We start from the raw sequence: 14,726 nt of genomic DNA, 5'->3' as shown, positions 1-14,726 counted from the left end.
ACGGTATCGGTGCCACCCTTGCCATCGCTGACGGTGACGGTAAAGCTATCGTTGCCGTTGTAATTGCTGGCCGGGGTGTAGGTCCAGTTGCCATTGGCGCCGACAGTGACGGTGCCGTGTGCCGGATCAGTACCCTTGGTGAAGGTCAGTGCATCGCCATCGGCATCGGTGGCAGTCAGCACGCCGCTGACCGGGGTATCTTCCAGCGTGGTCACCGCACGATCGGCGCCAACCGGCGCATCGTTGACCGGGGTGACACCCACATTGACGGTAATGGTATCGGTACCGCCCTTGCCATCGCTGACGGTGACGGTGAAGCTGTCGTTGCCGTTGTAATCCTTGGCGGGCGTGTAGGTCCAGCCACCGTTGGCATCGACGGTCACGCTGCCATGTGCCGGATCTGTGGCCTTGCTGAAGGTCAGTGCATCGCCATCCGCATCAGTCGCGGCCAATGCGCCGCTGACAGGGGTATCTTCCGGCGTGGTGACAGACTGGCTGTTGCCTTGCGGGTTGCCATTGCCGTCGACCAGCACCGGTACATCGTTGACGGGGGTAACACCCACATTGACGATGACGGTATCGGTACCGCCCTTGCCATCGCTGACGGTGACGGTGAAGCTGTCCTCGCCGTTATAATTGCTGGCCGGGGTGTAGGTCCAGTTGCCGTTGGCATCAACGGTCACAGTGCCATGGGCCGGGTCGCTGGCCTTATCGAAGGTCAGTGCATCGCCATCTGCATCGGTAGCGGCAAGCCGGCCACTGACAGGGGTATCTTCCGGGGTGGACGCAGACTGTGTCGCGCCCAGCGGCGCGCCATTGTTGTCCACCAGAACCGGGGGGCGATTGGGCACGGCAGTGCTGCCTGCTTCCGCAGTTTGCGCCGGCGTACCATCACCGAATGTAGTGTTCTGGAATTCCGGTTGGCTGGTCGCAGCCGGGCCGCCGATATTGGTCGGGGTGACGTCCTCGCTGATGCGCGCCAGGCGGATGAAGGAGTGGGTGTCATCACCAGCGCCTGCACCACCGCCCAAGCCGGCAGCCGTGGCTTCCAGCTCTTGCGACAGATCGCCACCCTGTGCGATCACCGCGTTCACTGCGGCGGTATCGGTCGATGCCGCGCTCAGCGCTGCGTCGGTAGCGCTGTGTGGTTCGACCGCCAGGAATTGCGCATCGACCAGCACCGAGCGGTCCGGGCCAATGGTCTGCACTTCGCCGTTAGGCAGCAGCAGCACCACTTCGCCATTGGCGGTGGTTACCAGCACTTCGTTTTCCTGGATTTCCTGACCCTGGCGGAGCGGGGTCAGCTTGCCGGTCGCATCACGCAGATATGCCTGACCATTGACCGAAACAAGCGTGGCGTGCGCAGCGATTTGAGCCATCAGAAAATCCTCTAGGACCTATGTTAGGGAACCCTGAAGATAAGTTAACTGACAACATCAATCTACTGTACCAAAGTACAGCATGACCTCGGCATTTCTGACCAATTTGCTTGATTACCAACACATTTCAACGCGCCAGCTCAGTGCATTCCCTTCACACGCAGCGCCAGTTGCAGCCGGTCCGCAACATGCAGCTTGCTGAAAAGAACTGTCAGGTGTGCCTTGACGGTACGCTCGGTGATATCCAGCGCACGGGCAATCTCCTTGTTCGAGGCCCCGCCCGCCACCAGACGCGCCACTTCGGCTTCGCGCTCGGTCACTTTGGCCTGCCAATCATGCGCTTCATGCATATCATTGCGTGTCAGCGTCTGGATCAGGCGCTGCATTACCAGCGGACCGATCCACGCCCCACCCTTGGCCACCACATCCAGCACCTGCATCCAGAATTCACAAGGCGCGTAGGCATGGCCATAGCCGCGCGCGCCCGCCTGCAACGCATGCAGGTTTTCCAGATCACTGGGCAGGCTGCTGGCCATGATCACCAGCCGCATCGCTGTCCAGGCATGCCAGCGGGCATCGGCAAGACCGGGCAGGCCGGGTGCAGCCAGGTCGACCAGGACCAGCGGCCCGGCTTCGTCCAGCTCGCGCCCCAGTTGCACGGTAAACCCGGCGGCAGCGCTGCGCCAATGCTCGGCAAGCACCGGATCTGCGGTGATCAAGGTAAGCGGTGGATGATTCATCGTTCAGTCATTGCATTGGCTTTGGCACGCAGCACCGGCTTGAGCAGGTAAGCCAGAATAGACCGCTTGCCGGTAAGGATATCCACCTCGGCGACCATGCCGGGGATGATCGGTAGTTTCTTGTCGCCGATGAACGAAGAATTGGTCCGCACCCGCACCAGGAAAAAGGCATTGCCTTTCTCGTCGGTCACGGTGTCTGCCGAAATGTGTTCCAGCTTTGCTTCGAGTCCGCCATAGGTGGCAAAGTCATACGCAGTGAACTTCACCAGCGCTTTCTGCCCCGGGCGCAGGAAGGCGATATCACGTGGCGCCACGCGCGCCTCCAGCAACAGCGCATCATCCGACGGCACGATTTCGATCACGTCCTTGCCCGGCTGCACCACGCCGCCCACGGTGTTGAATAGCAAGGTCTTGACGGTGCCGCGCACCGGCGAGCGGATATCCGACTGCTTCACCCTATCCTGCAGGCCCACGCTACCCTCGGTCAGGCTGCCCAGCTTGCCCAGGGTTTCCGATAGCTCTGCCTTGGCCTGGTTGCGGAAGGTCAGATCCACCTCGTTGATCTTGGAGCTGGCTTCGGCCATTGATGACTGGATGCGCGGCAACTGCGCATTGGCGGCATCCCGCTCGCCACGGAAACGCGCCACATCACGCTCCAGCCGCAGGATGTCCACATCCGATACCGCCCCGCTTTTCAGCAGCGGCCGCGTGGCGTCCAGCTCGCGCACCGTCAGATCCAGGCTTTGCGATGCCTGATCACGCCGTGCGCGCACTTCGTTCATTTCCTGGCTACGCTGCGCCAGCTGCTGCCGTGCCACGCCCATGCCTGCCTCCAGCTCTGCGCGCTTGGACAAATACAGCGATTGCTCCTGCGTCACCAGTTCTGGCGCCTCGGCCATCACATCCGGCGGCGGAACGAAGGCCTTGCCGCTGGCAATGGCATCGAGCTGCGCAGCCTTGGCCTTCAACGACAGGTATTGCGCGCGGTTTTCCTTCAGCGACGACACGAAGCGCGTCGGGTCGATTTTGATCAGCATCTGGCCTTTCTCGACCAGTTGCCCTTCGCGGACGAGGATTTTCTCCACGATACCACCATCCAGGCTCTGCACGATCTGCACCTGGCGTGACGGGATGACCTTGCCTTCGCCGCGTGCCACTTCATCGATGGGCGACAGCGCTGCCCAGATGATCAGGCACAGCAGTGCCAGCGCGGACAGCCACACCAGCAGGCGCGAGCCGCGCGGGTTGTGCTCGGCAATCGCCCAGTCGGCATCGCCGATGAAATCGCGTGAATGCGTGCCATGACGGTTGTCACCATCCTGCATCAGCTTGTCGACGGTGCGGCTACCCTGGTGGCGCAAGCGCTGCCACCACGAACGCCTGACCTGCTTCTTTTGCGGTGCGTTCATGCTCATGCCCTCCGGCCAACGCGGCCCTGCTGCAGGGCCTCGACGACGACCGCTTTGGGGCCATCCGCCACCACGGTACCGTCATCAAGCACGATCAGGCGGTCTACCAGATCCAGCATCGATGTACGATGTGTCACCAGGAACAGCGTCTTGCTGGCAATGAAGCTGCGCAAACGGGTCTTGAGCCGCTCTTCGGACATGTGATCCATCGAACTGGTAGGCTCGTCGAGCAGCAGCAGCACCGGGTCGTTGAGCAGCGCACGCGCGATCGCCACGGTCTGACGCTGGCCACCCGATAGCGATTCACCCCGCTCGCCGATCAACATGTCGAACCCATGCGGATGCACATCGGCAAACTCACGCACGCCCGCGTTGTCGGCAGCAGCCAGCACCATCGCATCATCGGCAAACGGCGCCCCCATCACGATGTTGTCGCGCAGGCTGCCATAAAACAGGATCGGGTCCTGTGGCACATAGCCGATGGCACGGCGCAGGTCGGTCGGGTCCATCTGGCGCGTATCCACGCCATCAATCAATACCGCCCCCTCATCGGGCTGATACAGGCCGAGGATGAGCTTTTCCAGCGTGCTCTTGCCCGAGCCGATACGGCCGATCACGCCGACCTTCTCTCCGGCGGCAATCTTGAACGACACATCCTTGAGTACCGGCTGGCCACCGTACGAGAACGACACATGCTTGAATTCGATCTCGCCCTGGAACTGCGTGCGATGCAGGAACTTGGTGCCGTCCGGGCGCTCCACCGGCAGATTCATGTACGACTCGATGCTGGAGAGCGCAGTACGGGCGTTCTGGAATTGCATCAGCAAACCCGCGACCTGGCCAAATGGCGCCATGATGCGGCTGGACAGCATCGACGCGGCAATGATGCCGCCCATCGACAGCTGGTTGTCGATCAGCAGGTAAACCCCCGCAATCACCGTGACAATATTGACCCACTGCGTGATGGTATTGGCAAAGTTCACCGTGCCAGCAGACAGCAATTTGATGCGTGTACCCATCTGCGCGATGAACAGCGTGGCTTCTTCCCACTTGCGCTGGAAACCGGTGCTCGCTTCCAGCACCTTCACCGTTTCGATACCTGCCACGCTTTCCACCAGCGTAGCGTTGCGCTGCGCAGTGGCGCGTTGCGTGGCTTCCACCAGCTCGTGCATCTTGCCCTGGGTGATCCAGCTGCAACCCACGACCAGCAGCATGCCGGCCAGCGGCGGCAGGATCAGCCACGGCGACAACCACACCAGTACCAGCAGGAACACGAATACGAATGGCAGATCGATGATGGTGGTGATCGATGCCGACGCAATGAAATCGCGTACCGATTCGAAGCTGCGCAGGTTGGCCACGAAAGAGCCGACCGACGACGGTCGGCTGGCCATCCTGATGCCCAGCACGCGCTCCATAATCAACGCCGACAAGGTGATATCGATACGCTTGGACGCCACATCGATGATATGGCTGCGCACCGTGCGCAGCGCAAAGTCGAATCCCAGCACCAGCAACGCGCCGATCGCCAGCACCCACAGTGTTTCCTGCGCGTGGTTCGGCACCACGCGGTCGTACACATTCATCGAGAACAACGGCAGCGTCAGCGCGAAGATGTTGATCAGCAATGCCGCCAGCAGCGCATCGCGGTACATGCGCCAGTTGGCGAATACCACACCCCAGAACCAGTGCTTGCTGCGTACCTTGCCGAATTCGGGCGCGCGCGCCTCGAAGCGGAAACGCGGCCGCACAAAAATCACCACGCCACTGTACTGCAGCGCCAGTGTCTCGAAACTGACCACCTCGCCAGACTCGCCCGCATCCGGCCAGCGCACACGCGCACGGCCATCCGGTAACCATTCCAGCAACAAACAGGCCTGTTGGTCATTGAGCAGCAGGATGGCAGGCAAGCTGCGGTAACTCAGTTCATCCAGGCGCCTGCGCACCAGCCGCGCAGACAGACCTGCACGGGCTGCTGCACGGGGCAGCAGCGAGGGCGTGAGCTTGTTGTCCACCAGTGGCAAGCCGGCAGCCAACGCCTGCGCGGTAGCGGGCCGGCCATAAATGCGTGTCAGCTCGGACAGGCAGTCGAGCAACGGGTCGGCATGCAGATGATGGGGATTGCCGGTCCAGTCGGCGGATTGCGTCACGTCACAGCGTCCATAAGGTTAGAAAATCGTGCGATCAGGCCCGGTGCATGCCAGCAAGCAAACCTTAGCTTCTGGCACGGATATTCGCAGCATATTCAGCCGGCGCGGTGATGACAACCGAATTCAGGAAATGACGATTCTTAACACCCGCTGTCTACGTCAACCGACTTACGGCAAGGCATAGACCAGAATGACTGGAATGCCCAGCAAAAATCATAAGCCGGCGATGCGGCCGCAACATCGCCGACATTGCGATCAGTATTTATCTTACAAAATTTTACCCGGATTCATGATGCCCAATGGATCGAAGCCATGCTTGATTGCCCGCATCAGATCCATCTCCGTTGCTGAACGGAATTGCGGCAGCAGCTCGCGCTTGAGCTGGCCGATGCCATGCTCGGCACTGATGGTACCGTGGTAACGCGCCACTACTTCGTATACCGCTGCATTCACCGCAGGCTCTACCGCGTACGCGGCATCGCTCACGTCATCGCGGAACAAGTTGTAGTGCAGGTTGCCATCGCCCACGTGACCGAATGCGATGATGTCGGCGTCAGCATGGAGCGCTTTGAGCGCGGCTTCGGCTTCGATCAGGAACGCCGGAATGGCCGAGATGGGCACGGCGATATCGTGCTTGATGGACACCCCGCGGCGCTTCTGCGCCTCCGGGATGGCCTCGCGCCATGCCCAGAATGCAGCACCTTCCTCCGCAGTCTGCGCCACGCGCGCCAGCGCGCCCAGGCCCAGCGACTGCAGCGCCGCAGTCAACCGCTCGCGTAGCGCTTCTGCCATGCCGGTATCGGACAGCTCCAGCAACACGCACCATTCGGGCAGGCTGGCAAATGGTGCCGGAAGCTCCGGGCAGTGCTCGGCAATCAGCTCCCAGCAGCGGCGCGAAATCAGCTCGAACGAGGTGATGCGATCGCCGGCGGCGGTCTGCAGATTGCGCAACAGGTCGATGGCGCCCTGCGCATCAATGACCGGCACCAGCGCGGTAGTCACTGCGGTGGGGCGGGTATCCAGGCGGAACACCGCGCGGGTGATGATGCCCAGCGTGCCCTCGGACCCGATGAACAGCTGCTTCAGGTCATAACCGCTATTGTCTTTGCGCAGGCCGCGCAATGCCCCCAGCACACGGCCGTCCGGCAATACTGCTTCCAGCCCCAGCGTGAGCTCACGCGTATTGCCGTAATGCAGCACATTGAGGCCACCGGCATTGGTGCCCAAAGCACCGCCGATGCGCACCTTGCTGTCCACCGCCCAGTGCGCGGCCAGCAGGCGGCCGGCGCTGGCCGCGGCTGCGCGCGCGTCAGCCAATGTGCAGCCGGCCTCGACGGTGATGGTGTTGTTGCCGGCGTCCACTTCGAGTACGCGGTTCATCCGCGCCAGCGACACCACGATGGCCGTGGCGCTGTCATCCGGCGTGGCCGCGCCGCACAGGCTGGTATTACCGCCTTGCGGGACCACTGGCGTGCGCGTCCGGCTGCACCACTGCAGCAGTGCAGAGACCGCTTCGGTGCTGGCTGGCTGCACCACTGCCAGTGCCTTGCCGCGATAGCGTTTGCGCTGATCCAGCAGATAAGGTTCAGCGGCAACGCCGGTCAGGACGGCATCCGCCCCCAGCAGGTCACGCAGTGCATCCAGGCTGTTCATCGGTGGTTTTCCAGTAGGGTATCCGGGCCGGCGCCCGCTCATTCAATGTTCGATCGGCCCGGTTCAGGCCAGCCAGAAATCCTGGCGCACCAGATGCTTGCTCAGCACACGCTGGAAATGGCCCGGATCCTTGGCAAACGTCAGCTCGCCGGTGGCCGGCTTGTAGAAATCGTACAGCCGCGATGTCCAGAAACGGATGGCCGCACCACGCAGCATCAGTGGCCACGCGACCACTTCTTCCGGCGTGAAAGCGCGCACGCCCTGGTAAGCGGCAAGGAAGGCCCGCGCGCGCGCGGCATCGATATCGCCGTCATCGGTCACACACCAGTCATTCAGCGTGATCGCCACGTCGTACAGGAAAGCATCGTTGCATGCGTAATAGAAATCGATGAAGCCGCCAACCTTGTCGCCATCAATCAACACGTTGTCGCGGAACAGGTCGGCATGCACGATGCCGTGCGGCAAATCGGCATAGCTGGTGCGCGCCTGCAGCGCCAGTTGTTCGCGCAGCAGCGTGGCATCCGCCACCGGCATCTGCGCGTAGACCTGCTCGGCGGTATCGGTCCACCACGCGAGGTCACGCGGGTTGGCCATGCGGCCAGCATAGCTTTGCGCAGCCAGATGCATCTGCGCCAGCATCTCGCCCACCTGTGCCGCCTGCGCGGCGTTCGGGCTGTCGATCACCGCACCCGGCAGGCAGTTCACCAGCAAGGTGGGGCGGCCATTGAGCGTATCGATGTAGTCATCGGCAAAGTTGGCGATGGGCGCTGCGCTGGCGATGCCATGGTGTGCCAGGTGGGCCAGCAGGTTCACATAGAACGGCAACTCGTCGGCATGCAGCGTTTCAAACAACGTCAGTACGTAGCGGCCGTGCGTGGTGGTGACGAAGTAGTTGGTATTGGTGATGCCGGCGGCGATGCCCTTGAGCTCAAGCAGCGAACCGATCGCATAGCGCTTCAGAAAGGGCGCCAGATCTTCCGGCGTAACGGTGGTAAAAACGGACATGCGAAAACTCGGCTGGGTCAGGCTGGAATGGTTGGAAAGCGGCGATCACGCCGCAGCAAATGCAAAGCGGCTCAGAACTCGAACAATACCCATTGCGGCACCGAAAGCTCCGGATCGCCCATATCCTCGGTGCGGGTAAAGCTGCCCTTGCCTTCATTGTCGATTAGGTAATAGGGCAACCCCACCTTAGGAGTGACCTTCACCTTATACAGCTTGCCCTTGAGCCGGTATTCGGCCACGGTGGCATCGCTTTTTTCGATGATGCGCACCTCCGGTTCAGGCACGTTCGACACTTCCTGATCGGAAGGCAACGGGGGTGGCGCTTCAAGCTTGTTGTCGGCGGCCAGCACGGCGCCAGCCAGCAGGCCCAGCGCGATAAGGGTCGGTGCAATAAGGCGGGTCTTCATGGTTTCCCTTTCTACAAAATCAGACTGCATCTCACGCGGCCTGCCGGCCGTGCACCTTGTACTGCACAATCCTGGCCGCCAACAAAGGGCCGGGCTTTTTCACAAGTATAGCAGCGGCTAAACCAGCCCCTCATGCCCTGTGCGCCAAAGTGTCGGATAATGGCGTCCTGCCCCTGCCCCGCCCCCTGGAATTGCCATGCCCACGCTGCTTCTGATCGACGGCTCGTCCTATCTGTACCGCGCATTCCACGCCATACGCGAGCTGTCCGCCCCCGATGGCACCCCCACCAATGCGCTGTACGGCGTGATCAACATGCTCAAGAAGCTGCGCAGCACCACGCCGGCCGATCATATCGCCTGCATCTGGGATGCCAAGGGCAAGACCTTCCGCGATGATATCTACCCCGAATACAAGGCCAACCGGCCGTCGATGCCGGACGAGCTGCGTGTGCAGGTGGAACCCATCCACAAGGCCGTGGCCGCGTTCGGCATTCCCATGCTGTGCATCGATGGCGTGGAGGCCGACGACGTGATCGGCACGCTGGCCCGCACCGCCGGAGAAATGGGCTGGGAAGTGATCCTGTCCACCGGCGACAAGGACATGGCGCAACTGGTGAACAACTATGTGCGCATCGAAAACAGCATGACCGAGGAAGTGCTGGACGAAGCCGGTGTATTCGCCAAATTCGGCGTGCGGCCGGATCAGATCGTCGATTTCCTGGCGCTCAAGGGTGATGCGGTCGACAACGTGCCGGGCGTGCCCAAGTGTGGCGACAAGACCGCCGCCAAATGGCTGGCGGAGTACGACAACCTCGACAACTTGATGGCCAATGCCGACAAGATCGGCGGCGTGGTGGGGCAGAACCTGCGCGATACGCTGGGCTGGCTGCCTACCGCGCGCGAGCTGGTTACCATCCGCTGCGACGTGCCGCTGGAAGCGGAGCTGCCACAAGGCCCGGCCGACCTGCTGCCGCGCAAGGAAGACTGGGCCACCCTGCTGGAGATGTTCCGCCGCTACAACTTCCGCAGCTGGCAGCGCGAGGCGGAAACGAAACTGGCCGGGGCAGTGGTCGTCACCGAAACCGTGGTCACGCAAGGCGGCACCAGCGATCTGTTCGGCGAAGCCGCCGCACCTGAAGTGGTTGGCGTGGAAATAGCGGTAGCGGTGATTCCGCCTGCGGTGATCGAACGTCACTACGAAGCCATCCTCAGCGATGCACAGCTCGATGCCTGGCTGACCAGGCTCGATGCTGCCGCCATCACCGCGCTGGATACCGAAACCACCAGTCTCGACCCATTGACCGCGCGGCTGGTGGGCATCTCGTTCAGCGTGAAAGGCGGCACCGCAGCCTACCTGCCATTGGCGCACCGCGGCACCGAGGCGCCGGAGCAGCTGCCTTTCGATGCCACACTGGAAAAACTGCGGCCGTGGCTGGAATCAACCACGCACAAGAAGCTCGGCCAGAACCTCAAGTATGACCAGCACGTGTTTGCCAACCATGGCATCGCGCTGCGGGGCATTGCCGACGATACATTGCTCATGAGCTACGTGCTGGCCAGCCACGAACGTCACAACATGGATGACCTGGCGCTGCGCGAGCTGGGCGAAACCACCATCAAGTACGAAGAAGTGGCCGGCAAGGGCGCCAAGCAGATCGGCTTTGACGAAGTGGGCGTGGATACCGCCACGCAATACGCGGCAGAGGACGCCGACATCACCTTGCGGCTGGCGCAGTCGCTGGGCGCCAAGCTGGCGCTGGAGCCGCAGCTGCAAACGCTGTACCGCGAACTGGAGCTGCCGGTACGCGAAGTGCTGTTCACCATGGAACGTACCGGCATGCTGATCGACGGCCAGCGGCTGCAGGCGCAAAGTCACACCATCGGCCTGAAGCTGCTGGCGCTGGAACAAAAGGCGTACGAGCTGGCGGGGCAGCCGTTCAATCTGGGCAGCCCCAAGCAGATCGGCGAGATCTTCTTCGAGCGCCTGGGCCTGCCGGTGATCAAGAAAACCCCCAAGGGCGCACCGTCCACCGATGAAGACGTGCTGTCCGAGCTGGCCAAGGATTACCCGCTGCCCAAGGTGCTGCTGGAGCACCGCAGCCTTTCCAAGCTCAAATCCACCTATACCGACAAGCTGCCGCTGATGGTGAATGCGCAGACCGGCCGCGTGCACACCAACTTCAGCCAAGCGGTAGCAGCCACCGGGCGCCTGGCGTCCAGCGACCCCAACCTGCAGAACATCCCCATCCGCACCGCCGAAGGCCGCAAGATCCGCGAGGCCTTCATTGCACCGCCCGGCCACAAACTGGTATCGGCCGACTATTCGCAGATCGAGCTGCGCATCATGGCGCACCTGTCCGGCGATGTTGCGCTGCTGAAGGCGTTCGCCGAGGGCATGGACGTGCACAAGGCCACGGCATCCGAAGTATTCGGCGTGGCGCCGGATGAAGTCAGCACCGAGCAGCGCCGCTATGCCAAGACCATCAACTTCGGGCTGATTTATGGCATGAGCGCGTTCGGTCTGGCAGCGCAGCTGGAGATCGAGCGCTCTGCCGCCAAAACCTTCATCGACCGCTACTTTGCGCAGTTCCCCGGCGTGGCTGCTTACATGGAGCGCACCCGTGCGCAGGCGCGCGATCAGGGCTATGTGGAAACGGTGTTCGGGCGCCGCCTGTGGCTGCCGGAAATCAAATCGAGCAATGCCGGCCGGCGTGCTGGCGCAGAGCGCGCAGCGATCAACGCGCCGATGCAGGGCACCGCAGCGGACCTGATCAAACGGGCAATGTTGCGAGTAGACAACTGGTTGTCACAAGGTAACTTACAAAGCCGGCTGGTACTGCAGGTGCACGATGAACTGGTGCTGGAAGTACCGGAAGCGGAGCTGGACCTTGTAGTGCAGGAACTGCCGCGCCAGATGGCTGCAGTGGCCGAGCTGGCAGTGCCACTGGTGGCGGAAACCGGCATCGGCAACAACTGGGATGAAGCGCACTGAACCGCGCCGGTGGCAAGGTGAAATATCTACCTGACACCTTGCTAACAAACACCATGCGCTGGCATTAAAAGAAAAATTGTCTAGACTCGAATCCTGACACTGAAGCACGGGCAACGCGCGTGGTCATTGGGGGTGCGATGTCGCAACACGGGCACTACGCGGTTTATCGGGCGCTGGCGCTGCTTGCAGCACCGCTGCTGGCTGGCAGCGTGGCAGCGATGGGCGTGGGCGAATTGCGGGTGCACTCCTACGTGGGGCAGCGCTTGCGCGCATCGATTCCGCTGCAGCTGGCCGAAGGTGAAACGCTGAATGAATCGTGCGTGCGCTTCACCGGCGGCAGTGACGACCTGCCCGGCCCCGGCCCCATCACCGCACGTATCCAGGCCGGCAGCATCATGCTGCAGACCGATGATGCACAGAGCGAACCCACCAGCACGTTTACGCTGCACATCAACTGCGGACGGCAAGCGCTGGATCGCAGCTACCTGGTGATGCTGGACCCGGCGCCTGTGGGCGAATCTGCGCCGGTCATCACCAGCGAGCCTGCGACCGATGTACTGCCGATCAGGCCGGACGAGGCGGTACCGGAAAAACGCAAGCATTCCACATCGCAAACGGTCGCCGCCGCAAGCAGTGCACCACCGCCCGCCGAAGCCATCGCACCCCTTGCCGTTCCCGCCACAAAGCGCAGCAAGCGCGCTGCGCGCAAAGAGGTGCCCAGCACATTGCTGGCCGGCATTGCCGATCAGACGCGGCTGTACATCGATGGAGGCGGCGACATGCCCAAACCGCCACCGCAGCCGGTGCCCGGCACACCGGAATATTCGGCACAACTGGAACAGCGCGTTGCCACGCTGCAATCGCTGCAGGGCAAACTGGAGGCGGACATTGCCGATCTGCAGCACACACTGACAATGCTGCACCAGCAATCGGACAGGCTCGATGCCCGCGATGGCGCAACCGGCGGCGCGCAGCCCGCCAGCCCGCCGGCAACACAGGCAGCGCCTGCCGTGACGCTGCAACGTCATCCTGCGGCCGAGCATGCAGCAACCGCCATACCTGCAGCGGTTGCGGCGCAGCCATGGCAGTGGTGGCTGTTCGCGTTGCTGGGCATCGGCGGCATTGCCGGTGTAGTGCTCTGGTGGCGGCAACGCCGCAGCGACATGGACTTCGATACCCGCTTCGACGCCAATACCTTGCAGGATCGCTCTGCCGATATCGGCAGCATGATGCATCGCCGTCCGGCGCAGGCATCTGCGTTCATCAACAGCCAGTTGAGCCCGGGATCGATCGAGGTGGAAGAAACCATGCCCGATGCGGATGAAAGAGCGCAGATGTTGCTGGTGCATGGCGAAGTCACTGCCGCAATCGAAGAACTGCAACATGCCATTGATATGGCGCCCGAAGACGTCGAACGCTGGTTCCTGCTGTTCCGCATCTTTCGTCATCAGGGCATGAAAACCGATTATGCCAACCTGGCGCGGCGCTTCAGGGCCATGCATGCCGGTGAAGAGGATTGGGAGTTGGTCCGCAATATCGGCAACCGGCTGGATCCGGAAAACCCGCTGTATGCCGAGCCACCCGGGCAACCTGCCCTGCCCCGCACCCGCGATGCCGATCTGGAAATGATTGCGCCATTGCAGGCCGCCGCAGCAGCAGCCCGGCCGGCAGAAAAACCGCTTGCCAGGCCGCCGGACATAGCGGATCCCCGGCACGAACCGGTGCTGGATTTCCTCGGCAGCAATGAAGTGGACGAAACCGATGATGTGCAGACCGCGCATATCGATATGGCGTATGCCGAACTGGACACGGATAGCGACGACGATGCCGCGCTGTATGCGCAACCGCCGCTGTTGGGCGAGGTGGATTTCGACCCAGAAACCCCGTTTCCTGACGAGCAGAAAAAATACTAGTCGCGCGAAGGTTTCCAGCCACCATGCCCGCTGCAATGGCCGCGCACGCGCATTGGCAATGTAAGCGCCAGTCATCCGGCCAGATGCAGGTAAAATCACGCTTTTGCTGCCCGGAACCTGCTGATGTCCTCCACCTTGCCAAACGATCATCCTCAACCGGGCAAACTGGTTATCGCCACGCGTGAAAGCCCTCTGGCGCTCTGGCAGGCACACCATATCCAGGCCAGGCTGCAGGCGCTTTACCCGCATATCACGGTCGAGCTGCTGGGAATGACCACCAAGGGCGACCAGATCCTCGACAAAACCCTCAACAAGATCGGTGGCAAGGGTCTGTTCGTGAAAGAGCTGGAAGAAGCGCTGACCGATGGCCGCGCCGATCTGGCGGTGCATTCGATGAAGGATGTGCCCATGGTGCTGCCGGAAGGCTTTGCCATTGCCGCCATCACTGAACGCGAAGACCCGCGCGATGCATTCGTCTCCAACCGCTATGCCAGCGTGGCCGAGCTACCGGAAGGCGCCGTGGTGGGCACCGCCAGCCTGCGGCGCGAAGCACAGCTGCGCGCACGCTTTCCGCACCTGTTGATCAAGCCGCTGCGCGGCAATGTCGGCACCCGGCTGGGCAAGCTCGACGCCGGCGAGTTCGACGCCATCATCCTCGCGGCGGCAGGCCTCAAGCGCCTGGGCTTTGCCACCCGCATTGCCGCACTGCTCTCCACCGATGAAAGCCTGCCTGCCCCGGGCCAAGGCGCACTGGGGCTGGAAATCCGTGCCGACCGCGCCGATCTGCTGCAGTTGCTGGCGCCGTTCAACCACCCTGCAACCGCAGCCTGCGTTACCGCGGAACGCGTGCTGTCGCGCCAGCTGGGCGGCTCGTGCCAGATTCCGCTAGGCGCTTTTGCCGAAGATGAAGACGGTTTCCTGCGGCTGCGTGGCCTGGTGGCCAGCCCGAACGGCGAGCATACAGTGGTGGCCGAGGCCAACGGCACGCATGCTGCTGCTGATGGGCTGGGCCGCCGCGTGGCCGACTTGCTGATGACCGAAGGCGCCGGAGCCATCCTCAAGGCACTGGCTGGCTGAC

10 protein-coding genes are annotated in these 14,726 nt (G+C 62.3%); 3 read left to right on the top strand and 7 right to left on the bottom strand.

Features of this window, described 5'->3' with window-relative positions; genetic code table 11:
- The 7 genes from IGB42_RS16010 to IGB42_RS15980 all read right to left on the bottom strand — a co-directional run.
- The coding region (locus IGB42_RS16010; RefSeq protein WP_236822609.1) for a retention module-containing protein at nt 1-1,379 on the bottom strand (1,379 nt) is incomplete at its 3' end.
- A 140-nt stretch (nt 1,380-1,519) separates the two neighbouring features.
- Nucleotides 1,520-2,119 (bottom strand): response regulator transcription factor, encoded by a 600-nt coding sequence (locus tag IGB42_RS16005; RefSeq protein ID WP_159673452.1) that lies wholly within the window; start codon nt 2,117-2,119, stop codon nt 1,520-1,522.
- Nucleotides 2,116-3,528: an HlyD family type I secretion periplasmic adaptor subunit gene (locus IGB42_RS16000; protein ID WP_159673450.1), complete on the bottom strand. Its 1,413-nt coding sequence runs from the start codon at nt 3,526-3,528 to the stop codon at nt 2,116-2,118. Before IGB42_RS16000 ends, IGB42_RS16005 begins: the two co-directional genes overlap by 4 nt.
- 2 nt (nt 3,529-3,530) lie before the next feature.
- Nucleotides 3,531-5,678, bottom strand: coding sequence for a type I secretion system permease/ATPase (locus IGB42_RS15995; RefSeq protein WP_236822608.1), 2,148 nt, complete (start codon nt 5,676-5,678; stop codon nt 3,531-3,533).
- Nucleotides 5,679-5,945: 267 nt separating this feature from the next.
- Nucleotides 5,946-7,331: an FAD-binding oxidoreductase gene (locus tag IGB42_RS15990; RefSeq protein WP_159673448.1), complete on the bottom strand. Its 1,386-nt coding sequence runs from the start codon at nt 7,329-7,331 to the stop codon at nt 5,946-5,948.
- A gap of 63 nt (nt 7,332-7,394) precedes the next feature.
- Complete coding sequence (locus IGB42_RS15985; RefSeq protein WP_159673446.1) at nt 7,395-8,336, bottom strand: homoserine kinase; 942 nt, start codon at nt 8,334-8,336, stop codon at nt 7,395-7,397.
- Between the two features lie 71 nt (nt 8,337-8,407).
- Entirely contained in the window at nt 8,408-8,743 is a 336-nt protein-coding gene (locus tag IGB42_RS15980) for a DUF2782 domain-containing protein (RefSeq protein WP_201799962.1), read from the bottom strand.
- Nucleotides 8,744-8,939: 196 nt separating this feature from the next.
- Here IGB42_RS15980 and polA point away from each other — a divergent pair, with 196 nt between their 5' ends.
- The 3 genes from polA (at nt 8,940) to hemC (ending at nt 14,725) form a co-directional block, all read left to right on the top strand.
- Entirely contained in the window at nt 8,940-11,735 is a 2,796-nt protein-coding gene (polA, locus tag IGB42_RS15975; RefSeq protein ID WP_159673442.1) for a DNA polymerase I, read from the top strand.
- A gap of 137 nt (nt 11,736-11,872) precedes the next feature.
- Complete coding sequence (locus IGB42_RS15970) at nt 11,873-13,648, top strand: FimV family protein (RefSeq protein WP_159673440.1); 1,776 nt, start codon at nt 11,873-11,875, stop codon at nt 13,646-13,648.
- A 123-nt stretch (nt 13,649-13,771) separates the two neighbouring features.
- Nucleotides 13,772-14,725, top strand: a complete 954-nt coding sequence (gene hemC, locus IGB42_RS15965; RefSeq protein WP_159673438.1) for a hydroxymethylbilane synthase — start codon at nt 13,772-13,774, stop codon at nt 14,723-14,725.
- Nucleotide 14,726 lies beyond the last annotated feature (1 nt).

This window comes from Andreprevotia sp. IGB-42 (assembly GCF_009848685.1).
Classification (GTDB): domain Bacteria; phylum Pseudomonadota; class Gammaproteobacteria; order Burkholderiales; family Chitinibacteraceae; genus Andreprevotia.
Note: the sequence above shows the minus strand (reverse complement) of the source record. Positions and strands in the feature narration are given on the sequence as shown.